Origin of the sequence: Homoserinibacter gongjuensis, from assembly GCF_030161875.1 — a bacterium.
Classification (GTDB): domain Bacteria; phylum Actinomycetota; class Actinomycetes; order Actinomycetales; family Microbacteriaceae; genus Homoserinibacter; species Homoserinibacter gongjuensis.
In genome coordinates this window covers 2,326,644-2,350,554 of record NZ_BSVA01000001.1, presented here as the reverse complement: position 1 = coordinate 2,350,554, position 23,911 = coordinate 2,326,644, and the positions used below count along the sequence as shown (strand labels likewise).

Here is a 23,911-nt window from a genome sequence, read left to right as displayed (position 1 = left end):
CTAACATCGCCAGGATGCCCTACCAGGCGGGGGATGCCGACGCTGCCAGTGCAGTCGGCGTTCGAGCTGGGCACCGAGCGCGAGCAGCACGCGCTCTCCGCCCGGGCGCCCGATCAGCTGCACCCCCATCGGCAGGCCGTCCTCGGTCGTCGCCACGGGAAGCGTGATCGCGGGCAGCCCCCGACGTTCACGAAGCTCGTGAACGGCGTGTAACGCACCTGCTGCTCGAAGTTGCGTTCGCCGTCCTCGGCGTCGTACCAGCCGACGGGCCGCGGGGTGAGCGCGAGCGCCGGGGTGACCACCGCGTCGTAGGGGGCGAAGAGAGCGATCGTGCGGCGCTCGTAGCCGGCGAGCCAGCCGAGGGCGTCGCCGAGCTCCCGTGCGCCGAGCGCGCGACCGCGCTCCACGAGCCAGCGCGTGAGCGGCTCGACGAGCGTCAGCTGCGCATCGTCGAGCGGCAGGGTCGCCGCGCCACCCTGCCAGACCGTGCGGAAGGCGGGGGCGTAGCCCGGCTCCTCCGGCATCCGAAGCTCCTCTAAGCCATGTCCGAGGGTGGTCAGCTCGGCGAGCGCGCGCTCGACGGCCGCGCGCGCCGCCGGGTCGAGGTCGAGGTCGTAGGCGGATGCCCACGGCGAGTCGAAGGTGACGGCGAGCTGGAATCGTCCCTCGCCGCGTGTCGCCGCCGAGAGGAACGGCTCGTCGCCGCCCTCGTCGGGCGCGCTCGTGGCCCAGCTCGCGCGGGCTCCCCGGGGAGCGGCGAGCGCGTCGAGCAGCAGACCGGCATCCGCGACCGTGCGGGCCAGCGGCCCGGCCGCCACCAGACCGGCGAGCGTGTCGAAGCCGGAACCGGCGGGAACCCGACCGCGCGAGGGCTTGAGCCCCACAAGACCGGTGGCGGCGGCGGGGATGCGGACCGATCCCCCGCCGTCGGAACCCGGCGCGACCGGCAGGAGCCCCGCGGCGACGGCGACGGCCGCTCCCCGCTCGAACCTCCCGCGCCGAGTGCGAGGTCGTAGGGATTGCGCGCGGGACGCCCGGCGAGCGGCTCGGTGTAACTCGGGAAGCCGAACTCGGGTGCGGCGGTCGCGCCGAGGCTCACGGCGCCCGCATCGTCGAGCACTGTCGCGAGCTCGTCGCTGTGCTCGGGAACGAAGCCCGCGAAGGCGCGGGATCCGAAGGCGGTCTCCCGACCGGCGCGCGCGACGAGCACCTTGTCGGCGAAGGGCAGCCCCCAGAGCGCCACGGCGTGCGGCAGGGTCTCAACCTCGTCCGCACGGCGGAGAGCGGCATCCGCGTCCACCACGGCGAAGGCGCCCAGCTGCCCGTCGAGACGCTCGATGCGGGCGAGGTAGTGCTGGGCGAGCTCACGCGGTGTCACCTCGCCCCGCCGCAGCCAGTCGAGCTGTTCGACGGCGGTCAAGTGGTGCAGCTCGAACATGACTCGAGCGTACGGGCTTGACTTTCATGCGCCACCCTGGTTGGTTAGTTACTCAAGTAATGAACCCATCCACCCCGGGAGCCCATGTGGACGACAGTCGCCCGATCTTCCTCCAGATCGCGGAACAACTCGAGGACGACATCGTCGAGGGCCGGCTTCCGGAAGAGACCCAGGTTCCCTCCACCAACGAGTTGGCCGCCTTCCTGCGCATCAACCCCGCCACGGCGGGCAAGGGCGTGGGGCTGCTCGTGGAGCAAGGGATCCTCTACAAGAAGAGAGGCATCGGCATGTTCGTCGCCGACGGTGCGCGTGCGCGCCTCGTGGCCCAGCGCCGCAACCGATTCCGGGAGCAGTTCATCGCTCCCCTCATCGCCGAAGCACACAAGCTCGGCATCTCCCCCGCGCAACTCGCGGGAATGATCGAGGAGGACGCCCGATGAGCGTCGTCGCGCGCGTCGAGGGTCTCAGCAAGAGCTACGGTCACGGCACGAATACCGTGCACGCCGTCGCCGACGCGAGCTTCGCGCTCGAGGCGAACCGCATCCACGGCCTGCTCGGCCGCAACGGCGCCGGCAAGACGACGCTCATGCAGTTGCTCACCGGTCAGGAGTTCGCCACCCGCGGCACGATCGAGGTGTTCGGGGAGTCTCCCGTCGAGAACGCACGCGTGCTCGACAACGTGTGCTTCATCAAGGAGAGCCAGCGCTACCCCGACGACTTCCGGGTGAAGCACGTACTCAGGAGCGCCCCTGGTTCTTCCCGGACTGGGACGAGGACTTCGCCGCGGACCTCGTCGAGCGCTTCCGCCTGCCCGAGAACCGTCGCGTCAAGAAGCTGTCCCGTGGTCAGCTCTCGGCCGTCGGCGTGATCGTCGGGCTCGCGAGCCGCGCCCCGCTCACCTTCTTCGACGAGCCCTACCTCGGGCTCGACGCCGTCGCGCGGCAGCTCTTCTACGACGTGCTGCTCGCCGACTTCGCCGAGCACCCGCGCACCGTGGTGCTCTCGACCCACCTGATCGACGAGGTCTCGAATCTGCTCGAGCACGTCGTGGTCATCGACGACGGACGCATCATCATCGACGCGGATGCCGACGAACTGCGCGGCTCCGCGGTCGACGTTGTGGGCGCCCGCTCGGCCGTCGAGGCGTTCACGGCTGGCCGCGAGGTGCTGCACCGCACCGCGCTCGGCGGGCTCGCCACCGCGACCGTCGCGGGGCTCGACGACGCCGGGCGGGTCGCGGCACGCGAGGCCGGCCTCGAACTGGCACCCGTCTCGCTGCAGCAACTCGTCATCCGCACCACCACCGGCGAGAACGCCGACCGCACGAACGGAGAGAACGCATGACCGCCGTCGAGACCCTCCCGCGCATCCCGGCGCGGCCCGCCGTGCGCGCGTGGCGCATCGTGCGGCTTCTCACCGCGAACCCATGGACGACGATCGGGATGCCGCTCATCATCCTCGGGATCATCTTCGCGATGACCTGGACCATCTGGTGGCTCATCATGAGCTCGGTGTCGGGCAGCGACGCGACGGATGCGGCCGACGGCATCCGCTACAACGGTGCAGCCGCCTGGATCTTCGTCTACATGCTCGTCGTCGCCGTTCAGGCGGTGAACCTGGCGTTCCCTCTCGCCCTCGGCTACGGGTCGACCCGCCGCGCGTTCACGGCGGGTGCCGGACTCACCTTCCTGCTGCTGTCGGCCGGGTACGCGCTCATCCTGACGTGCGCTGCCTGGATCGAGGATCTCACCGGGGGCTGGGGTCTCAACGGCGCCTTCTTCCGCACCTTCTACCTGGCCAGCGATGACGGCTGGATCGCCCAGTGGTGGATCTACTTCTGCTGGTTCGTCTTCTTCTTCTTCACCGGCATGATCTTCGCGGCGGTCTTCGTGCGCTGGAAGGCGTTCGGCCTGACGGCCTCGCTCATCCTGCTGGGACTGCTCGTGCTCGCCGCCGTCGCGGCCATCACCCTCACCGGGGCCTGGCCCTCGTTCTGGCACGGGGTCGCAACGCTCGGCACCCTCGGCATCGCGAGCGTGCTGCTCGTGCCCGCGGTGCTCGCCGCGGCCGTCGGCCACCTCCTGCTGCGGCGAGCAACTCCCCGCAACTGACGCGCCACGTCAGCCCTCGCCCTGCTCCAACTCCTGGAACAGGGTGAGGGCGACGCCGTCTGGTCCCTCGAGCCGGGCGTTGAGCGAACGCCACGGCGTCTCGGTCGGTGCGGCGACCAGCTCCGCTCCCGCGGCGACCGCCGCATCCGTCGCCCCACGCGCATCCGCGACCTCGAGCGCGACACGCATCGTGAGCGGGTAGGCGTGCGCGGCCGGATGCCCGACCTCGACCCGGTCGATGAAGTCGATCTGGGCGCGGTTGGCGAGTTCGAGCGTCGCGGAGGGGATGCCGAGGATGACGACGCGCGCATCGCCCTCAGCCTCGTAGGACTCCAGCACCGGCAACCCCAGACCGTCGCGATAGAAGGCGAGCGCCGCCTCGAGGTCGTCGGTCTCGAGTACGAGACGCAACTGCAGCGCGCTCACTTGAGGCTCTTCTGCATGAGCACGGTGCCGAGCCAGCGGTCGAACTTGAAGCCGACCTTGCCCATGCGCCCCACTTCGGTGAAGCCGAAGCGCTCGTGCATGGCGATCGACGGCTCGGCGCCCCTGTCGGCGATCACGGCGATGACCTCCTTGATGCCCGCTGCCTTGGCGCGCGTGAGCAACTCCCCCATCAATGCGGTTCCGAGCCCTTTGCCCGTGGACGCGGCACGAAGGTAGATCGAGTTCTCGACCGTGTAGCGGTAGGCCGCCTTCTGCTTCCACGGCGCGACCGTCGCGTAGCCGAGGATCTCGCCGCTCGGCGATACCGCGACGAGGAAGGGATAGCCGAGCTTCTTCGTGTGCCGGAACTTCGCGCGCAACTCGGCGAGCGTCTGCGGCTCCTCGTCGAAGGTGACCGTCGAGTTCGCGATGTAGTGGTTGTAGATCTCGCGGATGTCGGGAAGGTCGCGTTCGGTCGCATCCCGGATGCTGAACGCGAACTCCTGCTCGGCGGCGGGCTTCGCGCGCAGGTGGGGTGGCAGCGTGCGACGCGGGTTGTATTCCTCTTCCAGCATCCGCCCTCCCGAGCGTCAGGTCACATCACGTCGCCACGTGGTCAGCGCGCCGATTCCAAGGAAGAGGACAGCGTAACCCGCCAGCACCAATCCACCCTGCCACCATTCGAGCGCCTCCGTCGCGGCTGCGCCACTGAACGCGGTGAAGATGCTCGATCCGACGAGCGCATCGCTCGCGGCGCCGGGAAGGAAGCCGCCGATCCGCGCGGTCCACTCCCAGAACGACGAAGCGAGGCGCAGCAGAGGTTCCACGAACTGGGTGAAGGCCAGCACGATCACGATCGCGGCGACCTGGTTGGGGATCAGCACCCCGAGTCCGACGCCGACGATCGTCCACACGAGCATCGCGAGCACGATCCGCCCGAGCAGGGCCCAGGTGTCGGAGGAGTCCAGCAGCGTCTGCTGTCCCGTCGTCGCGAGCACGAGCGCACCGAGACCGACCGATGCCGCCAGCCCCACGAGTGCGAAGACGACGCCCCAGACGGCACCCGCGACGACCTTGCCGACCAGCACCACGGGGCGGCGCGGGGTCGCGAGGAAGGTGGGGGTCAACGTTTCATGCCGGAACTCGGTCGTGCTCGAGAGCGCGCCGAACAGCAGCGGGAAGACGTAGCCGACAGCCGTCGCGATGCTGTAGACGAGGGGCGGCACCAGTTCGGCTGGGATCGCGGCACCGTCCGGCTGCTCGCGGATCGTCGTGAACAGGGCGGCCATGCCCGCGGCCGTGAGCCCGACATAGCCGAACAGGATGATCGCGAGGATCCACCAGATGCGGGTCGTCGAGGTCTTGAGCAGCTCGGAGCGGATGGAACGCAGCATCAGCGGATCCCTCCTTCGCCGACGAGTTCGAGGAAGACGTTCTCAAGGCCCTCCCGTTCGGGAATGAGCAATCGCAGCGGCACCCCGGCCGCGAGCGCCTGGACGCCCACCGCATCCGCATCGAGACCGCTGACATGGAGGCCGTTGTCGGTGACCTCGACCTGGCCGCCCGCCGCCGTGAGCGCACGAGCGAGGGCGTCACGGTCAGCGGCATCGACATGCACGCGCGCGGTCGCGCCCGACTCGAGGCCGTCGAGAGTGCCCTCGTAGACGAGTCGCCCGTGCGAGATGATGACGAGCCGGTCGACGGTCTGCTGCACCTCGCTCAGGAGGTGCGAGGAGACGAGCACTGTGCGGCCTTGCGCGGCGAGATCGCGCAGGAACGAGCGCATCCAGCGGATGCCCTCGGGGTCCAGTCCGTTGATGGGCTCGTCGAGCACGAGCACGCCGGGATCGCCGAGCAGGGCGAAGGCGAGGCCGAGGCGCTGCCGCATGCCGAGCGAGTACCCGCCCACGCGACGCGTGGCGGCATCCGCGAGGCCGACCCACGCGAGCACCTCATCGACGCGCGCCGTCGGGATGCTGGCGGCGGCGCCCACGACACGCAGGTGGTCACGACCGGTACGGCCGGGGTGGAAGCTCGCGGCCTCGAGGGCCGTGCCGACGGTGTGCAGCGGCTTCTCGAGTTCGACGTAGCGCTTGCCGTCGAAGGTCGCGCTGCCCGAGGTGGGCTGCACGAGGCCCACGAGGGTGCGCAGCGTCGTGGTCTTGCCTGCGCCGTTCGGGCCGAGGAAGCCCGTAACGACGCCCGGCTCGACCCGGAAGCTCAGGTCGTCGACGGCGGTCGTGCCGCCGAAACGTTTGGTGAGGGATTGGATCTCGATGACGGCTCCGGTCATGCCTCCACGCTATCGAGGGGCGTCGGGTCGCGTCCTCCCCTTCCGGCGGAGGCGAGGTGGACGGCGGTTTCGAGACGCACATCGCTGCGCGATGCGCTCCTCAACCACCTGGGCGGTCAGCTGGTTGAGGAGCGGCGCCCTCAGCGGCGACGCGTCTCGAAACCGGCGTCCGCGGCGCGCAGGTCCCAATCGACGGGGGTGCCGCCGGCCTGCTCGAGCAGGGCGTTGGTGCGACTGAAGGGCTTCGAGCCGAAGAAGCCGTTGTGGGCAGACAGCGGGCTGGGGTGCGCCGACGCCACGATGGGGGTCGAACCGAGCAGCGGCCGCAGCGTTCCGGCATCCCGGCCCCAGAGGATCGCGACGAGCGGCGCATCCCGGGCCACGAGCGCGCGGATGGCGTGCTCGGTCACGGCCTCCCATCCCATGCCGCGGTGCGACCCCGAGCTGCCGGCGCGCACCGTGAGCACCCTGTTGAGCAGCATGACGCCCTGCCGCGACCAGCCCGAGAGGTCGCCGTGCTCGGCGGGCGGGATGCCGAGGTCGTCGTGAAGTTCGCGATAGATGTTCTGCAGGCTGCGCGGCAGCGGGCGTACGTGCCGCTCGACGGCGAACGACAGGCCGATCGGATGACCCGGCGTCGGATACGGATCCTGTCCGACGATGAGCACCCGCACCCCGTCAAAGGGCTTTGTGAACGCCCGCAGCACCTTGTCTCCCGCGGGAAGGTAGGGGCGGCCCGCCGCCACTTCTGCGCGCAGCAGCTCCCCCATCTGCGCCACCTGCGGTGCGACGGGTTCGAGCGCCGACGCCCAGCCGGGGTCGACGAGCTCGGCGAGCGGCCGCGGAGCGCTCATGCGCCCAGGGTGCCGACGATGACGCCCGCGGGCTCGTCGAGCACCTGCCAGACGCTGCCCGCGCCCGCCACCGCGAAACCGTCGTCGCCGACCACGAGCGAGGTGTGCTCATCGATCGCGACGCCGCCGTCGACGAGTCCCGCCTCGGTCGCCGCCACGAGCCTGCTGAGCACGCCCCACTGCGCCGCGTGCACGTCGACGGCGAGGTCGACGAGGCCGAGCCCCTCCACCACGGTGACCTCGTCGAGTCCCTGCGCGGTCGGCTCGGGGCAGACCGGGATGCCGTTGATGCGCCAGCCGCCCACGATCGCACGGTCGGCGGCGATCATGGCGCCCGCCGAGAAGCCGAGGTAGGGCAGCCCGTCGGCCACGAGCAGCCGGATCTCCTCGACGAGCGGGTCGACCGCCGCGAGGTAGGCGGGAGTGACCCCGCCGCCCACCACGAGCGCGTCGATGTCGGTGAGCACGCGCGGGGCGAAGGTGTCGCCCGCCTCGACGATCGTGACGATCGGCTCGCACGCGGCGACGGCACGCAGCGACGCCGGGTACCCGTCCCGGAACTCAGGCGATGGCGTGTCGCCGGTGACGGCGATCAGCACGCCGATGCGGGGCACCATCCGCCCGCTGCCCGCGGCACGCACGGACGCCTCCGCGAGAAAGGTCGCGGTGATCGCGGGATCGCCGACCGGCGTCCAGCCGCCTCCCACGAGATGCACGCTCATACCTCCACGCTAGCGAGTCACGCGCAAGCGCAGGAGGCCCTAGCATCCGTCTATGACTCGAACCCGCAACGGCGCGGCGATCACCTTCTCGCTCGTCGGCTTCCTCTTCCTCGTCGAGTTGACGAGCGGCATCCTGCAGGGCTTCTACGTGCCCTCATCCCCGAGCTCGTCGCGCATCTGCAGATCCACGACGGCGACTTCAACTGGTTCGAGGCGAGCGCCTTGCTGCTCTCGGCGATCATCGTGCCGATCTTCTCGAAGCTCGGCGACATGTACGGGCACAAGCGCATGCTGCTGATCTCGACCGCGTTGACGGCCGGCGCGACGTGGTGGCTCGCGTTCACCGGAGACTTCTGGAGCTTCCTCGCGGCGTGGTCGCTGCAGTCGTTCTACGTCGTCTGGCTGCCGCTCGAGGTGGCCCTCATCTTCGACCGCGGCCGCCGCACCGACACGGCCGCGTCACAGACCCGACGCTCGGCGGGCTTCCTCGTGGTGGCTCTCGAGGCAGGCGCGATCATCGGCGCCCTCGGGGCCAGCCGCGTGTTCCGGGCCGTCGACGGGAACGTCATGCTCACCCTCTTCGTGCCCGCGGTCGCAGTGACCCTCGTCTTCTTCGCGATCCTGTTCGGCGTGCCCGAGTCGGAGCCACAGGGACGCAGGCGACTCGACGGCGTCGGCTTCGCCCTCCTCTCGCTCGGGCTGCTGCTCATCACCGCAGGGCTCGTCTTCCTGCGCCTCGCGCGCGTCGGCGATATCGAGGTGCCGATGGGCGTGCGGATCGCGGTGCTCGTCGCCGCGGTGCTCGCCGGGGGTGCCGTGCTCGTCTGGTTCGCGCGCTGGGAGCTGCGGCATCCGGATCCCGCGATCGACCTGCGGGTCATGCGGCAGCCGAGCATGTGGCCCGTGCTCGCGACGGCGGCGCTGTTCGGCATCAGCGTGCTCGGCGCGCAGGCGCCCTTGCTCACCTACGCGGCGACCGATCCCGGCGAGCACGGCTACGGTCTCGGCCTCGCCGACGACGCGCGCTCCTACGTCGTGGGCGCCTACCTCGTGTCGATGATCGTGGGCGCGCTGCTGTTCGCGGCGGCGTCGAAGCGGATGGCGCCCCGCCTCGCGCTCATCGTCGCGACCGCGTTCGTCGCGGTCGGCTACCTGCTGTTCCTGCCCTTCCACCTGGAGACCTGGCAGGTCATGACGAACATGGTGATCGCGGGGCTCGGCTCGGGTGCCCTCGTCGCCGCCCTGCCCGCTGCCGCCGCGGCGGCGGCCCCGCGCGGGCAGACCGGCATCGCCTCCGGCATGACCAACACCACCAAGACGATCGGCGGCGCCTTCGCCTCGGCGGTGTTCGGAGTCGTGCTCGTGACGGCCGCCGCGGATGCGGCCCGGACGACGGTCGCACCGCTCGCGGGCTACATGACCGTCTGGGCGATCTGCGGCATCGGCGCCCTCGTGGCCATGGTGCTGCTGTTCTTTGTGCCGAAGCTCGCCTTCGCCGACATGGAGGCCGAGCTGTTGCCGGATGCGGAGGCGGTCAGCGCTTCGGAGTGAGCGGTCCCTTGTGGATGACCCGCACCGCCGACTGCGCAACGGGCTTCACGACGACGAGGTCGAGGTCGACGTGCGGCGGCAGCTCGACGGCGTGCACAATCGCCTCGGCGATGTCGTCGGCCACAAGCGGGTGCTCGACCCCCGCGTAGACGGCGTCGGCCGCGGCCTGGTCGCCACGGTAGCGCACGAGGGAGAAGTCGGTCTTGACCATGCCCGGCGCGATCTCGATGACCCGCAGCGGTTCGCCGCCGAGCTCGAGTCGCAGCACTCCAAGCAGTGCGTGCTGCGCGTGCTTGGCGGCGTTGTAGCCGCCGCCACCCGGGTAGACCGTATGGCCCGCGATCGAGGTGACGGCGACGATGTCGCCCGAGCCCCGCTCGAGCGAGCCCTCCCGCAGTGCGGGCAACAACGCGGCGATCATGCGCTGGGTGCCGAGCACATTGGTCTCGAACATCGCGCGCCAGTCCTCGAGGATCGCCTCCTCGACGCTCTCGGTGCCGAACGCCCCGCCCGCGTTGTTGACGAGCGCGTGCAACGGGCCGCCCGCCTCGACCTCGGAACGGATGCGCGCGACGTCGGCGTCATCCGTCACGTCCGCGACGATCGGCGTCAGCACCCCTCGGCCGCGAGCGCGTCGAGGCGGTCGGCGCGCCGAGCGACCCCGATCACCTGCCAGCCGTGCGCGGCGAAGAGCCGAGCCGTCGCCTCGCCGATCCCCGAGCTCGCACCCGTCACCACCACGCGATACGTCATGCCCCCACGCTAGGGCGAAAAACCGGTTGCGGAGCACATCGTGAAGCGATGCGTCTCGAAACCCTGCGGCATACGCTGGAGGGATGAGCGTCACCGCGTCCCTGCCGACGAAGCCCCGGGTGCGCATCCCGTTCTGGGACAACGCGCGCTTCGGCTGCATCGTGCTCGTGGTGATGGGGCACGCGATCCAACGGCAGATCAGCGACTCCGACAACGCGCTCACGCTCTACCTCTTCATCTACGCGTTCCACATGCCGGCATTCGCGATCGTCTCGGGCTACTTCTCCAAGGCGACGCCCCCGGCATCCGCCAGATGCGGCGCATCGTCACCGACATCGTGCTGCCCTACGTGATCATGCAGTCGATCTGGTCGCTCGTGCAGTGGCTCGTGGAGGGGGTCGAGGTCTTCAACCCCACGGAGCCGCACTGGACGTTGTGGTTCCTGCTCGCGCTCGCGATCTTCCGGATGGTGCTGCCGTACCTCGGCCTGCTGCGCTGGCCGCTGCTGTGGGCGGTGGTCGCCTCGGTCACGGTGGGGTACTTCTCCAACGTCGACTCGACCTTCTCGCTCTCGCGGGCGATCGGCATCCTGCCGTTCTTCGTGCTGGGCTGGAAGCTGCGGGCCTGGAGCGTCGTCGACCGCTGGCGCGACTTCTCCCCCGCCGCCGTCGTGGGCGCGCGCCTCGTCGCCGCGGGCGCGCTCGGCATCTGGCTCGCGGTCGTGCTGCTCAACATCCAGCAGTTCCGGGCCTTCGATCTGCGGTTCTGGTTCTTCTACGACGCCTCGTACCAGACCCTCGGCGAGCCCGTGTGGTGGGCGGGGTTGCTGCGCCTCGGCCTCATCGTGCTTGCCGCCGTGCTGGCCGCGGCGTTCTTCGTGCTCATCCCGCGACGCCAGACCTTCTTCACGGCGTTCGGCCAGGCCACGATGTACGTCTACCTGCTGCACTCCTTCGTGCTCTACCCGATCCGCGAGTCGGGCGTGTTGAAGGATGACCACGCCTCGGCGATCTGGCTGCTCACGATGGTGTTCGCCTCGCTCGCGATCTCGATCCTGCTGGCGAGCCCGTGGGTGCGCAGGATCTTCCGCCCCTCATCGAGCCGAAGCCCCGCTGGCTGTTCGCGGTGGCCGACGACCGGCCGCCCGCTCCGTCGCGCACCGACCCGACCGGGGCGCGCCGCACCCGCTGAACCCGGCGCTACTCCGCGGGGACCGCGCGCTCGTGCCCGTTCGCGACGCGCTTGGGCAGCACGAAGACGAGCGCGAACGCGGCAACCGAGAACACCGCCGACACGAGCATCGCGTGCGCGGCCGACTCGGCGAAGGAGTCGGCGACGTCGTTCGGGCCCGCGATGTCGAGCGTGCCGAATAGCACCGACCCGATCACCGCGATGCCGATTGCGGAACCGATGCGCTGCATCGTGCCGATGACGCCGGATGCCGCGCCCGCCTCGGTACGGTCGACGGTCGCCACGATGAATTGCGCGTTCGGCGCGATGAACAGCCCCGAGCCGATGCCCGCCACCGCCAGCGGTGCGAGCAGCTCCCAGTTGGTGAGGTCGGCCGCCGGCACGAGCAGCAGCACGAGCCAGACCGCCGTGAGGCCGACAGCGACGAGCCCCGTTCCGATCACGAGCGCGGTGCGTCCGAGTCGGTGCGCCACCCGGTCGCTGAGCGACGCGCCGACGATCGAGCCGAGGGCGAACGGGATCGACACGATGCCCGACTCGAGCGCCGAGAACCCGAGACCCGCCTGCCAGAGGATCGAGATGGTGAAGAAGATGCTCGTGAACGCCGCGAAGTACACGAGGGCCAGGATCACACCTCCCGTGAACGCCGGATGCGCGAACAGGTGGGGAGGCACGAGCGGCGTCGTGCGGGAGCGGCGGGTGAGCACGACCTCCCACAGCGCGAAGAGCACCACGAGCACCACGCCGCCCGCGAGCGAGAGCCAGGTCCACAACGGCCAGTCCTGGTCCTGCCCCTCGATGAGCGGCACGAGCAGGGCGACGAGCGCTCCCGCCAGCAGCAGGAAGCCGATCCCGTCGGCGCCCCGCGCATCCCCGCCCTCGGCCCCGCCCGGCAGGATGAGCAGAGCGGCGACGATCGCGACCGCGCCGAAGGGGAGGTTGACGAAGAAGATCGAACGCCAGCCGTCGGCGTCCCCGAGCCATTCGATGAGCAGGCCGCCGATGATCGGCCCGAGGGCGGTCGAGACGCCGATCGCCGCGCCCATGACCGCGAACGCCTTGCCGCGATCCCGCCCGGTGAACATGAGTTGGATGAGGGCCGTGACGGCCGGAAAGAACAGCCCACCGAAGAGCCCCTGGGCCACGCGTGCGACGACGAGCGCCGTGCCGTCGTCGGCGAGCCCACAGGCGAGGCTCGCGAGGGTGAATCCCGCGAGGCCGACCGTGAACACCCACTTGTGGCCGATGCGGTCGCCGAGCCGGCCGGCCGGGATCAGGATGAGACCGTAGGCGAGCGCGTAGCCCGAGATGATCCACGAAAGCGTCGCCTCGGAAGCGTCGATGCTCGTGCGGATCGTCGGCAGCGCGACGTTGACCACCGTCGTGTCGAGCATGCCCATGACGACGCCCAGGATGAGCACGGAGAGAGCGAGCCAGCGTCGCCGGGGCGTCTGCAGGGCGCTGGGGGAAGCGGAGTTCACTCGCGACAGCGTACGTGCCCGCGCCGACAGCGTGGCCCTGGATGTGACGCGGCATTTCGGCGAGAATTTGGCGGCCGGGCGAGGCGCACATAGCGTTGCCCGTCAAGCGCGCGTGCATGCGCCGCGATCACCGAAAAAGGAGAACCATGTCGGACTGGAAGTTCGAGACCCTGCAGATCCACGCGGGCGCCGCACCTGACCCGGTGACCAACGCGCGCGCGACCCCGATCTACAAGACCACGTCGTACGTGTTCAACAACGCCGACCACGCGAAGAACCTCTTCGCGCTCGCGGAGTTCGGCAACATCTACACCCGCATCCAGAACCCGACGCAGGCCGTCGCCGAGGAGCGCATCGCGGCGCTCGAGGGCGGCACGGCGGCGCTCGCCACGGCATCCGGCATGAGCGCGATCACCTACGCGGTGCTCAACATCGCCAATGCGGGCGACCACATCGTCTCATCGAGCTCGATCTACGGCGGCACGTACAACCTCTTCAAGTACACCTTCGCCAAGCTCGGCATCGAGGTGACGTTCGTCGAGAACCAGGACGACCCCGAGGAGTGGCGCGCCGCGGTACGCCCCAACACCAAGGCGTTCTTCGCCGAGACGATCGGCAACCCGCGCATCAACGTGCTCGACATCGAGACCGTCGCCGCCATCGCGCACGCCGCTGAGGTGCCGTTCATCGTCGACAACACGATCGCGACGCCCTACCTCATCCGTCCGTTCGAGCACGGGGCCGACATCGTCGTGCACTCGGCCACCAAGTTCCTCGGCGGGCACGGCACGGTGATCGCCGGCCTGATCGTCGACGGCGGAAAGTTCCCCTGGTCGCAGCACGTCGACAAGTTCCCCGGCCTCACCGAGCCCGACCCCTCGTACCACGGCGCGAGCTACACGACGGTGCTCGGTGACGGCATCGCCTACATCATCAAGGCGCGCGTGCAGCTGCTGCGCGACACGGGTGCGGCGCTCTCGCCCGACAGCGCCTTCAGCCTCATCCAGGGCATCGAGACGCTCTCGCTGCGCATCGAGCGCCACGTGCAGAACGCGCAGGACATCGCCGAATGGCTCGAGGGCCACCCGGATGTCGCCGAGGTCTACTACGCGGGACTCCCGTCCAGCCCGTGGCACGCGGCCGCCAACCGGTACGCCCCGCAGGGGTCGGCGCGGTGCTGTCGTTCGAGCTCAAGGGCGGAGCGGATGCGGGCCGTGCGCTCGTCGAGAACGTGAGCCTGTTCAGCCACCTCGCCAACATCGGCGACGTGCGCAGCCTCATCATCCACCCGGCCTCGACGACGCACTCGCAGCTCACCCCCGAGCAGCAGCTCACGGCGGGCGTCACGCCCGGCCTCGTGCGACTCTCGGTCGGGCTCGAGCACATCGATGACCTGAAGGCCGACCTGCAGGCGGGCTTCGACGCCGCGCGGCGTCTTTCGGCGTCGCGCTAATCCGCGACGCTGCGCCGGGGGCCGGCCGCGCGCGAGCGCCGGCCCCGGCGCCATTCTCCCCGTCCGCCGCACGACGCGCGTAACAGTCGCCGCGACCGGGGAGAATGGGCGGGATGGACTGGCAGACACCCGAAGACGCGGTGCCGTCCGCGTTCGTCACCGAGTCCAACCGCCGCGCCATCTCGGCCAAGCCTCCCGCATCCGGCGCCTGGCGCATCGGCGATGATCCGGGCGACCGTCTCTTCCAGCAGCTCGGACCGATGGAGTTCGAGCGCGGGGGCAGCCTGCCCGCGGTCACCCTCGCCTACGAGACCTGGGGCGAGCTGAACGCCGCAGGCGATAACGCCGTGCTCGTGCTGCACGCGCTCACGGGCGACAGCCACGTGACGGGCCGCCCGGGAGCCGGGCATCCCACCGCCGGCTGGTGGTCGGGGCTCGTGGGAGAGGGCAAGGTGCTCGACCCCGCCCGCTGGTTCATCGTGGCGCCCAACATGCTGGGCGGCTGCCAGGGCTCGACGGGACCGGCCTCGGTGGCCCCCGACGGCGTCGAATGGGGCCCGCGCTTCCCGTACCTCACGATCCGCGACCAGGTCGAGGCGCAACGCGTCCTCACCGACGCGCTCGGCATCCGACGCTGGGCCGCGGTGATCGGCGGATCGATGGGCGCGATGCAGTCGCTCGAGTGGGCCGTGAGTCATCCGGATCGCGTCGAGCGTTTCGCGGTGCTCGCCGGCCCGCCGATCTCCTCCGCCGATCAGATCGCGTTGAACTCGGTGCAGACCGAGGCGATCCGGATGGATCCCGGCTTCGCGGGTGGTGACTACTACGGCGCCGACGATGGCGAGGGTCCGCACCGCGGTCTCGCCCTCGCGCGGCGCATGGCCTTGCTGAACTACCGCTCGCCGAGCGAGCTCGACGACCGCTTCGCGCGCAGCTGGCAGAGCGGCCTCAACCCGATGGGCGGGGGCGGGCGCTTCGCCGTCGAGAGCTACCTCGACTTCCACGGCAACAAGTTCACCCGGCGTTTCGACGCGAACAGCTACCTCGTGCTCGTCGAGGCGATGAACTCGCACGATGTGGGCCGCGACCGCGACGGGGTCGCGGCAGCGCTCTCGCGCGCGACCGGCCTCGGGCTCGTGCTCGGTATCGACAGCGACCGGCTGTTTCCCGTGCCGGGTCAGCGCGTCATCGCGAAGCACCTGCCCAACAGCCTCAGCGGCGCGGACCCGATCGTGATCTCCTCACCCTTCGGGCACGACGCGTTCCTCATCGAGGACGCTCTGGTCGCACCCGAGCTCGCGCGCCTGCTCGACGCCTGACGACGCGTGAGGTTTCGGCGACACGCGCCGACCCCTCCCCCATTCGGGTGCCCCCTTCTGCCACGATGGGGGCGAGGAGCCCCGCGCGATGCGGGGGCGCACGACGACATGGACCTGCTCGCGAAAGAACGCGATCGCGTGCTGCAGCGCGCCGCGCGCGCCTACGGTCTGGGGTTCACGATCGCGTCGGCCCTGTGCTTCGTGCTCCCCGGCGCCGTCGACGGCTCGGCTGCCCTCGGCATCGGCATCACGCTGTACCTGCTGCTGGCGGGTGCGCAGTTCATGCTCGGGATGAGCCGCAACCCCGTCTGGGTGCTGCTCACGTTGCTCGCGGGCATCGGCATCCTCGGCGTCGCGACCGGGTGGGGGAAGCGGCCCTCGGCCTCGGCGGGATGACGGCGGTGCAGCTGCTCATCTCCGGCTCCCTCGCCTCGGTGGCGATCGTGCTGACCGGCACGGCGTGGCGCATCATCGGGCTCGGCGTGGCGTTCGTCGCGCTGACCGCGCTCTCGTTGCTGTTCACCTCGGCATCCCAAGCCTCGTTGCGCACGGGTGGACTGCTGCTGCTGGGCTGGCTGCTGGCCGGGGGCATCGGCGTGTGGGTCACCGCGGGCATGCCGCAGGTGGCCAAGCGCATCGCGAGCATCGGCCGAGCCCACCGCGCCGAGCGTCAGGCGAGCGAGCTCGAGGCTCAGCGCCGACAGTCGGCGCGTCTGCTGCACGACACCGTGCTGGCCACCCTCACGCTGCTCGCCCACTCCGGCGTCGGCGTCACCCCGGAAGCGCTCCGTGAGCAGGCCGCCGAAGACGCCCGCCTGCTGCGGCAGCTGCGGCTCGGCTCGACGCCCACGCCGCAGGCATCAGGCAGCTACCAGCTCGGAACCGGCGGCGACCCCGAGCCCGTGCTCGGTCGCACGCTGGAATCCGTCAAGCAGCGCTTCGGACGCATGGGCCTCACCGTCAGCTGGCACGGCACCGGACAGGTGCTGCTGCCCAGCGAGGTTCTCGACGCCTTCCTGCTCGCCCTCGCTGAATGCCTCGAGAACGTACGTCGGCACTCGGGCGTCACCGAGGCTCACGTGACGATCACGGATGACGAGAGCACGGTTCGCGCGATGGTCACGGATGCCGGGGTCGGCTTCGAACTCGCCGACATCGACGAGGCGCGGCTCGGGTTCGCCGAATCCGTCGTCGCCCGGCTGCGCGAGGTCGGCGGCAACGCGCGACTGTTCTCGGCCCCCGGTGCAGGCACGACCGTCGTGCTGGAGGTGCCGCGATGACGACAGGCATCCCCGAGGAGAACACGCTCGGCGTGGTCGTCGCGGGAGCGGCTCGGGCCGTCTCGAAGACGGCCCGGCGCCTCGGCCGCGCCGGCGCGCGCCCGACCCTCGGTGCATCCTTCCTCGCCCTCGGCGCCGACATCTTCGTCGCCTTGCGCGCCGTCTACGGTCTCAGCTGGTTCGTCGTGCTGTGGGACCGCTACCCCGTTCCCGGCGCCGCGGCGACCGCCTGGGGCGTGCTGTTGCTCGTGGTCGCCGGGAGCGTCATCGCGTCGCGGGTCGGTGGCGACCGGATGCCGGACTGGGTGTTCGCCCTCGTGCTCGCGGGTATCGCGGCGACCGTCGCGCTCGACCTGGTGGCCGTCTGGAATCTGCACGACCTCGGACGCACCCTCACCGCCGCGACCGCCGCGGGCGCCGCGCTGCTGCTCGTCGTGACCCAGCGCGGGGCAACCGAGCTGCTCATCTCGGCCGGTGTGCTCGGCGTCGTGCTCGCCGCTGCCATGTTCGCGAACACCCCGCCCGGCACCCCCTTCGATGCTGACCATATGGCACCGCAACTGGCCGCGATCGCCTTCGCCGTGCTTCCTGCCGTCATCGGCGTGCTCGTCGTGCAGGGCTACCGGCGCATGGTGCAGCTCGAGCTCGACCGCGTGCTCGTGCAGAGCAACGTGTCGGCGCCGCGCTACGCGGTGGGCATGCTGGCATCCGAGGAACTCGCGCGCCTCGACCTCGCCGCCGAGCGGCTGCTCGACTCGATCGCCACCAAGAAGACCGCTCTGCCGCTCACGCCCAAGACGGCGTCGCTCGCGGCATCCTCGCCACCGAGTTGCGGTTGCACCTCATCGAGGGGCGCCGCGAGACCTGGCTCTACCACGCGGTGAGCGAGTCGGAGATGCTCGGTCGCTCGGTGACGCTCGTCGACAAGTCGGCACTCGCGGGCCTGCTCGACGCGGCCCAGCGGGACGGTCTGCTCGCGGCCGCCTGGATGCTCGTGAGCGACTCGCGCAAGAAGGCCGCGCCGCACCGCAGCATCACCCTGCAGCTCGGCCCGCTGGCCCCCACGGGGACGCCGCGCGACGACCACAAGATCAGCGTGCCCATCACGATCACGAGCACCGGCATCCGGCGGAATCGTGTCGATCCCTCGATCTGGGCCGCACTCGGACGGGTCGGACGATACTCTGACACCACCGAGGAGGGCAGCCTCCGCGTCGACATCGAAGCAGCGGTCGACAACCCCGCAGAAGTCTGACACCTCACCACCGCGTTCCGAAGGAGCATCACATGGCCGGCCAGATCCGACTCGCCGTGGTCGACGACCACCGCATGATCCTGAGCGGGCTCGCGAACTGGATTCGCAATGCCTCCGACGAGATCGACGTGGTCGCCGAGCTCACGACCTGGCCCGAGCTGCTGACCCATCCCTCGTTCCCCGTCGACGTCGTGCTGCTCGACCTCGACCTCAAAGACAACATCCCCGTCGCCGTGAAGATCTCGGCGCTCAAGGCGACCGGCACGCGCGTGGTGCTCATGAGCACCTACTCGGAGCCCAACGTCGTGCGCGAGGCGCTCGCGGCCGGCGCGCTCGGCTATCTCGTGAAGAGCGAAGACGCCACGATGATCGTCGAGGCGATCCGCGCGGCGTCGCAGGGCGAGAGCTTCATCTCGGCGGAGCTCGACCTCGCGATCAACGCCTCCGACATCGGTGGTGCCCCCAAGCTCTCGGCCCAGGAACGCCGCGTGATGGCCCTCTACGGCGGAGGCGAGCCCGTCAAGTCGGTCGCCTATCAGCTGGGCATCTCCGAGGAGACCGCGAAGAGCTACCTCAAGCGCATCCGCGAGAAGTACCGTGTCGCGGGCATCGACGTGGGCACCAAGGTGGCCCTGCGACGCCGCGCGATCCAAGACGGCATCCTCATCCAGGACTCGGCCACCGGGATCTTCTGAGCGCGGTCCGTCAGCGGGGTGAGGAGCGAATCGCCGGAGGCGGTACGCGCCGCGACACCGCCGCCCCGGCGAGCGCCAGCGCGACACCAGGCACGCACATCAGCAGCCCGACCCAGGTCGGCGCGAGGTAGCCCCACCCCGCCGCGATGACCGCGCCACCCAGGAACGCGCCGAGCGCGTTGCCGATGTTGAGCGCCGAGTGGTTGACGGCGGCGGCGAGCGTCTGGCTCTCCCCGGCGACGTCCATGAGCCGCGTCTGGATGGCGGGCGACAGCGCTGCGGCCGCTGCCCCCACCCCGAACAGGAACACGAACAGGCCGAGGGCACCGGCGCGGTGAGCGCGAGCCCGAGCAGCATGACCGCGAATACCGCGAAGCTCGCGAAGAGCGCCCGGAGTACGCCGCGATCCGCCGCCCAACCGCCGACCAGGTTGCCGAGCGTCATGCCGAGCCCGAGCGCCACGAGCGCCCACGGCACCGCGGCGGTCGGCAGCTGGGTGACCTCCGTCGTGAGGGGGCGACGTAGCTGTAGACGGCGAAGAAGCCGGCAAAGCCCACCGAGCCGGTGAGCAGCGCGAGCCAGACGGCCGGGCGGGCGAACGCACCGAGCTCGCGACGCGGGGTCGCATCCGGATCCCCGGTTGCTTCGGCACGGTGAGACGGATCGCGAGCACCGACGCCGCGAAGATCGCCGCGACCACGAGATAGGCGGCGCGCCACCCCGCCTGCTGCCCGAGGAAGGTGATGAGCGGCACGCCCACGACGTTCGCGACAGTCAGCCCCGAGAGCACGAGCGCGACTCCCTGGCCGCGTTTGCCCGGCCCCATGAGCGAGGCGGCGACGAGAGCAGCGATCCCGAAGTACGCCCCGTGCGGGAGCGCTGCGAGGAAGCGGAAGAGCACGACGAGGGCGAAGTTCGGCGCGAGAGCCGACGCAACGGTGCCCAGGGTGAACAGCACAGCGAGACCGAGCAGGATGCTGCGCCGCGGCATCCGGGCAGCGAAGATCGCGATCGTGGGAGCGCCCACGACGACGCCGAGCGCGTACGCGCCGATCACGACGCCCGCCTGGGCGATCGCGTCGTCGGGCGAGGTCGTCCACGCGCTCGGCAGCAGATCGTGCGCGATCTGGGGCAGCAGGCCCATCGCCACGAACTCCGTCGAACCGATGCCGAACCCGCCGAGCGCGAGCGCGAGCAGCGCGAGGCGGGTGCGGGCGGGCGAGAGCGACGTGGAGGGGCGGATGCGGTGTCAGTACTCACGAGGTTCCGGGTCCGTTCGAGCCGCCTGCACGAGGGCCACGACGGCCCACGCGAAGAGCACGAGGTAGAGGGCGTTGCGCGTGCTGAGCGCGACCAGCACAACCGTGTCGAGCCCCAGAAGCTTCCCGTACCAGTACGGGTACACCGCCTGCGTGAACACCCCGATCATGAGCGCGATCACGGCAGGCACCCGGAACGACGCCCTCCTCCGCGACGCGCGGCGACGAGACCGAAGATCACCGGCACCGCGAGCCAGCCCGCGAACTGCGGCGACCCCACCTTGTTGAAGAGCATGAGCGCCGTCGTGAGCGCCAGCAGCAACGGCGGCAGCATGCGAAGGGCCGAGACCCCCGGCGCGCACCTACGACGCCGAGCACGGCGACCACCCCGACGGCGAGGGCGAGGAGCGGGGTCGAGAGCGAAGCCGCGAACTCGGTGCCGGGGCCGCGCAACTGGTAGGTGAGAATGCCCTGGTCGTAGTAGATCGAGGGGCCTGCGTGCGCCCATGCCGCCCACATCGCGGGCGTCGCGAGGGGTGACTCGATCTGCAGTCCACGGCCGGTCTGCTGCGTGATGAAGCTCAGGAGGGTGGAACTGCCGCCCAGGATCAGCCCGATCACGAGCACGACGGCCGTCGTGGCGGCCGCCGCCGCCAGCACGGTGAGCCGCTGGCGCAGCGCGATGGCGGCGCCCGCGACAAGCGCGGCCGGCCACACCTTGATCCAGGCGCCCACCGTCAACAGCACGGAACCGAGCGCCGGACGCGCGACGATCACGAGCACGCCCATAAGCGCGATGGCGGTGGCGAAGGTGTCGATACGCCCGAGCACGACGGGCCCCACGGCGACCAGGAACGCGATCCACCACCACGCCGCTCCGGCCGTGGCACGATGCGGCCGTCCGCGGTGCAGCAGCACAGCGAAGGCCGCGACGTCGACCGCCATCGCGAGGGTCAGCCAGGTGCTCGCGTAGAAGGTCCAGCCGAACGTCGCCGAGAGCAGCATCGGCACGAGCGCGAGCAGCGGGTACACCCACGAGGTGTCGATGCCCACCCAGATGCCGGCATCCAGGCCGCGCTGCGCCCAGAACGCGTAGACGAGGGTGACGTCGCCCATCGGCAGGCTCGGGTGGGTGAGGCAGATGAGTCCGAGCACGAGGTGCACGAGCACGAACGCCGCCCAGAGGGTGACCGGATGCGTCAGCACGGCCCGCGTCCGGCTGCGGACGCCGGAGCCCAGCGCCGCATCCGTCATGGACTTCAGCGTAATCGGGCCACGTGACGCGGAGTGACGCTGCATCCGGCGCGGGGCATGCGTGCGGGAGAAGATGGGAGGGTTCCCCTTCATGACCACAGCACCCTGGAGGTTCCGTGTCCCGCATCCGTCCCCTGGTGGCCGTCGCATCCGCCGCCACTCTCGCCCTGAGTCTCGCCGCCTGCGCGAGCTCCCCGGCGCCTCGCCCTCGGGCGACGCGGATGAGGGATACGTGACGCCCGGCAAGCTCACCGTCGCCACCGGCGACACCGCCTACTTCCCCTACGTGATCGACGACACCCCGGAGTCGGGCGAGGGCTTCGAGGCCGCCGTCGCCTACGCCGTGGCGGATGAGCTCGGCTTCGCGAAGGAAGACGTCGTCTGGGTGCGCACGAGCTTCGAGGCCGCGATCGCACCGGGCCCCAAGGGCTTCGACTTCAACATCCAGCAGTACACGATCACCGACGAGCGCAAGCAGGCCGTCGACTTCTCCTCGCCGTACTACCAGGCCAGTCAGGCGGTCGTGGCTATCGAGGGCGGCAAGGCTGACGGCGTCGACACGCTCGCGGGCCTCAAGGACCTCCTGCTCGGCGCCATGTCGGGCTCGACGAGCGCCACCACGATCGAGAAGGCCGTGCGGCCGAACGTGGCACCCCAGCTCTACAACTCGAACGAGGATGCCGTCGCCGCGCTCAAGGCGAACCAGATCGACGCGATCGTGCTGGATCTGCCCACCGCGTACTACGCGACGGGCGTCTACATCGAGAACTCCTTCATCGTGGGTGAGCTGCCTGCCGCCGGCATCCCCGACGAGTGGGGCCTGCTGCTGTCGAAGAACTCGCCCCTGACGGCGAAGGTCACCGCGGCGGTGGATGCGTTGCGCGACAGCGGCAAGCTCGCCGAGATCACCGATGAGTGGCTGGGTTCGGGCCAGGGCGTGACGCTGCTGAAGTGACCCGCCCCGCAGGGGTCACGGCATCGGCTAGCGTCGAGCCGTGACCCACCAGCCGAGTGAGCTCGAGCTCGACCGGCGCGCGTTCCGGAGCCGCCGCGAACGCCGCTCGGTGCTCGTGGCGATCGCGTCGACCCTCGCGTTCGCGGTCATCGTCTGGGCAACGCTTGCGAGCACACCCGGCTGGGCGATCGTGCAGGCGGCGTTCTTCGATCCCGAGGTCGCCCTGCGCTCCCTCCCCCGCGTGTGGGACGGCTTCCTGCTGAACCTGCAGGTGCTCGGCATGTCGGTCGTCACGGTCGGGGTGTGCGCGCTCTTCCTTGCGACGCTGCGCACCCTGCCGGGCGCGGTGTTCTTCCCGCTGCGCGTGCTCGCGGCCGCCTACACCGACGTGTTCCGCGGGTTGCCGTTCATCATCGTGCTCTACCTGTTCGGGTTCGGCATCCCGACCCTCACCGGCGAACGCGTGCCCCCGATCGTGCTCGGCACGCTGTGCATCACGCTCACCTACTCGGCCTACGTCTCCGAGGTCATCCGCGCCGGAATCGAGGCGGTGCACCCCTCGCAGCGCCTCGCGGCCCGTGCCCTCGGGCTGAGCTACGCGCAGACGTTACGGCGCGTCGTGCTGCCGCAGGCGTTCCGCAAGATCACCCCGCCGCTCATGAACGACTTCGTCGCCATGCAGAAGGATGTCGGACTGATCTCGATTCTCGGAGCCGTCGACGCCGTGCGTGCGGCGCAGATCATGAACGCGCAGACCTACAACTTCACGCCCTACGTCGTCGCCGGCATCCTGTTCATCCTGCTCGCGATCCCCTCGGTGCGGCTCACCGACTGGTACACGGCACGGTTGCGGCAGCGCGAGCAGATGGGGTCGATCGTATGAGCGCCGTGCTGACCGCGAGCGGTATCTGGAAGGCGTTCGGCGACAAGGAGGTGCTGCGCGGCATCTCGCTCGAGCTCGAGGCGAACGAGGTCGTCGCCCTCATCGGGCCCAGCGGGTCGGGCAAGTCGACCCTGCTGCGCTGCCTCAACCTGCTCGAGCCGATCGACGACGGGCAGATCCTGCTCGGGGGCGACGACATCTCCGACCCGCGGGTGGATGCCGATGGAGTGCGTGCGCGGTTCGGCGTGGTGTTCCAGCACTACAACCTGTTCCCGCATCTCTCGGTGCTCGACAACGTGACCCTCGCGGCGCGCCGCGTGCACCGGATGCCGCGACAGGAGGCCGAGGATCGCGCGATGCGGTGGCTGGAACGCATCGGACTCGCCGACAAGGCGCGGGAGCATCCGGATCGCCTCTCGGGTGGACAGCAGCAGCGCGCGGCGATCGCGCGAGCGATCATGACCGATCCCGAGGTGCTGCTGCTCGACGAGATCACCTCGGCGCTCGACCCGGAGCTCGTGGGCGAGGTGCTCGACCTCGTGCGCGAGCTGGCCTCCGACGGGGCGACGATCCTGATGGCGACGCACGAGATGGCGTTCGCGCGGGATGTGGCCCACCGCGTGCTGTTCCTCGACGGCGGCGTCGTGGTGGAAGAGGGCCCGGCGCGCGAGCTCTTCGCGGCTCCTCGCGAGCCGCGAACGCGTGAGTTCCTCGCCCGGCTCTCGGCCTGAGTCCCGC

23 protein-coding genes and 6 pseudogenes are annotated in these 23,911 nt (G+C 70.3%); 17 read left to right on the top strand and 12 right to left on the bottom strand.

The window, feature by feature from the left end; genetic code table 11:
- Nucleotides 1–113 precede the first annotated feature (113 nt).
- Nucleotides 114–1,438: pseudogene (locus QQK29_RS12680) on the bottom strand (amidase).
- Nucleotides 1,439–1,497: 59 nt separating this feature from the next.
- Here QQK29_RS12680 and QQK29_RS12675 point away from each other — a divergent pair.
- The 3 genes and pseudogenes from QQK29_RS12675 (at nt 1,498) to QQK29_RS12665 (ending at nt 3,549) form a co-directional block, all read left to right on the top strand.
- A complete protein-coding gene (locus tag QQK29_RS12675) occupies nt 1,498–1,878 on the top strand; it encodes a GntR family transcriptional regulator (RefSeq protein ID WP_284300773.1) in 381 nt (126 codons plus the stop codon).
- A pseudogene (locus QQK29_RS12670) lies at nt 1,875–2,782 on the top strand (ABC transporter ATP-binding protein). The gene QQK29_RS12675 and the pseudogene QQK29_RS12670 overlap by 4 nt, the downstream one beginning before the upstream one ends.
- Nucleotides 2,779–3,549 (top strand): hypothetical protein, encoded by a 771-nt coding sequence (locus QQK29_RS12665; RefSeq protein WP_284300772.1) that lies wholly within the window; start codon nt 2,779–2,781, stop codon nt 3,547–3,549. The pseudogene QQK29_RS12670 and the gene QQK29_RS12665 overlap by 4 nt, the downstream one beginning before the upstream one ends.
- A 9-nt stretch (nt 3,550–3,558) precedes the next feature.
- Here the strand turns inward: QQK29_RS12665 and QQK29_RS12660 are convergent, their stop codons facing one another.
- The 6 genes from QQK29_RS12660 to QQK29_RS12635 form a co-directional block, all read right to left on the bottom strand.
- Entirely contained in the window at nt 3,559–3,975 is a 417-nt protein-coding gene (locus tag QQK29_RS12660; protein ID WP_284300769.1) for a VOC family protein, read from the bottom strand.
- Nucleotides 3,972–4,550 carry a GNAT family N-acetyltransferase gene (locus tag QQK29_RS12655; protein WP_284300767.1) on the bottom strand — a complete coding sequence of 193 codons (579 nt, stop codon included), beginning with the start codon at nt 4,548–4,550 and terminating at the stop codon, nt 3,972–3,974. The genes QQK29_RS12660 and QQK29_RS12655 overlap by 4 nt, the downstream gene beginning before the upstream one ends.
- A gap of 15 nt (nt 4,551–4,565) precedes the next feature.
- Nucleotides 4,566–5,369: an ABC transporter permease gene (locus tag QQK29_RS12650; protein ID WP_284300765.1), complete on the bottom strand. Its 804-nt coding sequence runs from the start codon at nt 5,367–5,369 to the stop codon at nt 4,566–4,568.
- Nucleotides 5,369–6,268, bottom strand: a complete 900-nt coding sequence (locus QQK29_RS12645) for an ABC transporter ATP-binding protein (protein ID WP_284300763.1) — start codon at nt 6,266–6,268, stop codon at nt 5,369–5,371. Before QQK29_RS12645 ends, QQK29_RS12650 begins: the two co-directional genes overlap by 1 nt.
- A gap of 140 nt (nt 6,269–6,408) precedes the next feature.
- Nucleotides 6,409–7,122 carry a uracil-DNA glycosylase gene (locus tag QQK29_RS12640; protein WP_284300762.1) on the bottom strand — a complete coding sequence of 238 codons (714 nt, stop codon included), beginning with the start codon at nt 7,120–7,122 and terminating at the stop codon, nt 6,409–6,411.
- Nucleotides 7,119–7,844: a Type 1 glutamine amidotransferase-like domain-containing protein gene (locus QQK29_RS12635; protein ID WP_284300761.1), complete on the bottom strand. Its 726-nt coding sequence runs from the start codon at nt 7,842–7,844 to the stop codon at nt 7,119–7,121. Before QQK29_RS12635 ends, QQK29_RS12640 begins: the two co-directional genes overlap by 4 nt.
- Before the next feature lie 52 nt (nt 7,845–7,896).
- Here QQK29_RS12635 and QQK29_RS18080 point away from each other — a divergent pair, with 52 nt between their 5' ends.
- The gene (locus QQK29_RS18080) at nt 7,897–8,142 is read left to right on the top strand and encodes a hypothetical protein (protein WP_348533943.1); all 246 of its coding nucleotides are present in this window, start codon (nt 7,897–7,899) and stop codon (nt 8,140–8,142) included.
- Nucleotides 8,028–9,395 (top strand): MFS transporter, encoded by a 1,368-nt coding sequence (locus QQK29_RS12630; RefSeq protein WP_348533926.1) that lies wholly within the window; start codon nt 8,028–8,030, stop codon nt 9,393–9,395. The genes QQK29_RS18080 and QQK29_RS12630 overlap by 115 nt, the downstream gene beginning before the upstream one ends.
- On the opposite strand, the pseudogene QQK29_RS12625 reads toward QQK29_RS12630, so the two are convergent.
- Nucleotides 9,379–10,148 (bottom strand): annotated as a pseudogene (locus QQK29_RS12625) (SDR family NAD(P)-dependent oxidoreductase). The gene QQK29_RS12630 and the pseudogene QQK29_RS12625 overlap by 17 nt on opposite strands.
- Before the next feature lie 83 nt (nt 10,149–10,231).
- Between QQK29_RS12625 and QQK29_RS12620 the strand changes: the two are divergent.
- Together QQK29_RS12620 and QQK29_RS18075 are read left to right on the top strand one after the other, a co-directional pair.
- A complete protein-coding gene (locus tag QQK29_RS12620) occupies nt 10,232–10,501 on the top strand; it encodes an acyltransferase family protein (RefSeq protein ID WP_284300760.1) in 270 nt (89 codons plus the stop codon).
- Nucleotides 10,462–11,151: pseudogene (locus tag QQK29_RS18075) on the top strand (acyltransferase family protein); the annotation flags it as partial. The gene QQK29_RS12620 and the pseudogene QQK29_RS18075, both read left to right, overlap by 40 nt.
- A 196-nt stretch (nt 11,152–11,347) precedes the next feature.
- Here QQK29_RS18075 and QQK29_RS12615 read toward each other — a convergent pair.
- Nucleotides 11,348–12,820: an MFS transporter gene (locus tag QQK29_RS12615; RefSeq protein WP_284300758.1), complete on the bottom strand. Its 1,473-nt coding sequence runs from the start codon at nt 12,818–12,820 to the stop codon at nt 11,348–11,350.
- Between the two features lie 146 nt (nt 12,821–12,966).
- Between QQK29_RS12615 and QQK29_RS12610 the strand changes: the two are divergent.
- The 7 genes and pseudogenes from QQK29_RS12610 to QQK29_RS12580 all read left to right on the top strand — a co-directional run bounded on the left by QQK29_RS12610 (nt 12,967) and on the right by QQK29_RS12580 (nt 18,822).
- Nucleotides 12,967–14,273 (top strand): annotated as a pseudogene (locus QQK29_RS12610) (bifunctional o-acetylhomoserine/o-acetylserine sulfhydrylase).
- Between the two features lie 113 nt (nt 14,274–14,386).
- Nucleotides 14,387–15,592: a homoserine O-acetyltransferase MetX gene (metX, locus tag QQK29_RS12605; RefSeq protein WP_284300756.1), complete on the top strand. Its 1,206-nt coding sequence runs from the start codon at nt 14,387–14,389 to the stop codon at nt 15,590–15,592.
- Between the two features lie 108 nt (nt 15,593–15,700).
- Nucleotides 15,701–15,988 carry a hypothetical protein gene (locus tag QQK29_RS12600; RefSeq protein ID WP_284300754.1) on the top strand — a complete coding sequence of 96 codons (288 nt, stop codon included), beginning with the start codon at nt 15,701–15,703 and terminating at the stop codon, nt 15,986–15,988.
- Complete coding sequence (locus tag QQK29_RS12595) at nt 15,985–16,872, top strand: sensor histidine kinase (protein ID WP_284300752.1); 888 nt, start codon at nt 15,985–15,987, stop codon at nt 16,870–16,872. Before QQK29_RS12600 ends, QQK29_RS12595 begins: the two co-directional genes overlap by 4 nt.
- Nucleotides 16,869–17,756: a hypothetical protein gene (locus QQK29_RS12590; RefSeq protein WP_284300750.1), complete on the top strand. Its 888-nt coding sequence runs from the start codon at nt 16,869–16,871 to the stop codon at nt 17,754–17,756. The genes QQK29_RS12595 and QQK29_RS12590 overlap by 4 nt, the downstream gene beginning before the upstream one ends.
- Nucleotides 17,753–18,127, top strand: a complete 375-nt coding sequence (locus QQK29_RS12585; RefSeq protein WP_284300748.1) for a hypothetical protein — start codon at nt 17,753–17,755, stop codon at nt 18,125–18,127. The genes QQK29_RS12590 and QQK29_RS12585 overlap by 4 nt, the downstream gene beginning before the upstream one ends.
- Before the next feature lie 32 nt (nt 18,128–18,159).
- The gene (locus QQK29_RS12580; protein WP_284300746.1) at nt 18,160–18,822 is read left to right on the top strand and encodes a response regulator transcription factor; all 663 of its coding nucleotides are present in this window, start codon (nt 18,160–18,162) and stop codon (nt 18,820–18,822) included.
- Between the two features lie 10 nt (nt 18,823–18,832).
- Here the strand turns inward: QQK29_RS12580 and QQK29_RS12575 are convergent.
- The 3 genes and pseudogenes from QQK29_RS12575 to QQK29_RS12565 all read right to left on the bottom strand — a co-directional run bounded on the left by QQK29_RS12575 (nt 18,833) and on the right by QQK29_RS12565 (nt 21,335).
- A pseudogene (locus QQK29_RS12575) lies at nt 18,833–20,065 on the bottom strand (MFS transporter).
- A 6-nt stretch (nt 20,066–20,071) separates the two neighbouring features.
- Nucleotides 20,072–20,272 carry a hypothetical protein gene (locus QQK29_RS12570; RefSeq protein WP_284300744.1) on the bottom strand — a complete coding sequence of 67 codons (201 nt, stop codon included), beginning with the start codon at nt 20,270–20,272 and terminating at the stop codon, nt 20,072–20,074.
- Between the two features lie 46 nt (nt 20,273–20,318).
- A complete protein-coding gene (locus QQK29_RS12565; protein WP_284300742.1) occupies nt 20,319–21,335 on the bottom strand; it encodes a glycosyltransferase 87 family protein in 1,017 nt (338 codons plus the stop codon).
- A gap of 232 nt (nt 21,336–21,567) precedes the next feature.
- On the opposite strand from QQK29_RS12565, the gene QQK29_RS12560 reads away from it, so the two are divergent.
- Genes QQK29_RS12560 through QQK29_RS12550 form a run of 3 tightly spaced genes read left to right on the top strand, consistent with a single transcriptional unit; the run spans nt 21,568 to nt 23,904 of the window.
- Nucleotides 21,568–22,290 carry an ABC transporter substrate-binding protein gene (locus tag QQK29_RS12560; protein WP_348533868.1) on the top strand — a complete coding sequence of 241 codons (723 nt, stop codon included), beginning with the start codon at nt 21,568–21,570 and terminating at the stop codon, nt 22,288–22,290.
- Nucleotides 22,291–22,330: 40 nt separating this feature from the next.
- Nucleotides 22,331–23,173 (top strand): amino acid ABC transporter permease, encoded by an 843-nt coding sequence (locus QQK29_RS12555; RefSeq protein ID WP_284300740.1) that lies wholly within the window; start codon nt 22,331–22,333, stop codon nt 23,171–23,173.
- Complete coding sequence (locus QQK29_RS12550; protein WP_284300738.1) at nt 23,170–23,904, top strand: amino acid ABC transporter ATP-binding protein; 735 nt, start codon at nt 23,170–23,172, stop codon at nt 23,902–23,904. Before QQK29_RS12555 ends, QQK29_RS12550 begins: the two co-directional genes overlap by 4 nt.
- Nucleotides 23,905–23,911: the final 7 nt, after the last annotated feature.

Excerpts from the sequence above, each read along its gene's own strand:
- QQK29_RS12675 (WP_284300773.1), top strand. The coding sequence starts at position 1,498 with ATGAACCCATCCACCCCGGGAGCCCATGTGGACGACAGTCGCCCGATC.
- QQK29_RS12665 (WP_284300772.1), top strand. The coding sequence starts at position 2,779 with ATGACCGCCGTCGAGACCCTCCCGCGCATCCCGGCGCGGCCCGCCGTG.
- QQK29_RS12655 (WP_284300767.1), bottom strand. The coding sequence starts at position 4,550 with ATGCTGGAAGAGGAATACAACCCGCGTCGCACGCTGCCACCCCACCTG.
- QQK29_RS12650 (WP_284300765.1), bottom strand. The coding sequence starts at position 5,369 with ATGCTGCGTTCCATCCGCTCCGAGCTGCTCAAGACCTCGACGACCCGC.
- QQK29_RS12645 (WP_284300763.1), bottom strand. The coding sequence starts at position 6,268 with ATGACCGGAGCCGTCATCGAGATCCAATCCCTCACCAAACGTTTCGGC.
- QQK29_RS12640 (WP_284300762.1), bottom strand. The coding sequence starts at position 7,122 with ATGAGCGCTCCGCGGCCGCTCGCCGAGCTCGTCGACCCCGGCTGGGCG.
- QQK29_RS12635 (WP_284300761.1), bottom strand. The coding sequence starts at position 7,844 with ATGAGCGTGCATCTCGTGGGAGGCGGCTGGACGCCGGTCGGCGATCCC.
- QQK29_RS18080 (WP_348533943.1), top strand. The coding sequence starts at position 7,897 with ATGACTCGAACCCGCAACGGCGCGGCGATCACCTTCTCGCTCGTCGGC.
- QQK29_RS12620 (WP_284300760.1), top strand. The coding sequence starts at position 10,232 with ATGAGCGTCACCGCGTCCCTGCCGACGAAGCCCCGGGTGCGCATCCCG.
- metX (WP_284300756.1), top strand. The coding sequence starts at position 14,387 with ATGGACTGGCAGACACCCGAAGACGCGGTGCCGTCCGCGTTCGTCACC.
- QQK29_RS12600 (WP_284300754.1), top strand. The coding sequence starts at position 15,701 with ATGGACCTGCTCGCGAAAGAACGCGATCGCGTGCTGCAGCGCGCCGCG.
- QQK29_RS12595 (WP_284300752.1), top strand. The coding sequence starts at position 15,985 with ATGACGGCGGTGCAGCTGCTCATCTCCGGCTCCCTCGCCTCGGTGGCG.
- QQK29_RS12590 (WP_284300750.1), top strand. The coding sequence starts at position 16,869 with ATGACGACAGGCATCCCCGAGGAGAACACGCTCGGCGTGGTCGTCGCG.
- QQK29_RS12580 (WP_284300746.1), top strand. The coding sequence starts at position 18,160 with ATGGCCGGCCAGATCCGACTCGCCGTGGTCGACGACCACCGCATGATC.
- QQK29_RS12565 (WP_284300742.1), bottom strand. The coding sequence starts at position 21,335 with ATGACGGATGCGGCGCTGGGCTCCGGCGTCCGCAGCCGGACGCGGGCC.
- QQK29_RS12550 (WP_284300738.1), top strand. The coding sequence starts at position 23,170 with ATGAGCGCCGTGCTGACCGCGAGCGGTATCTGGAAGGCGTTCGGCGAC.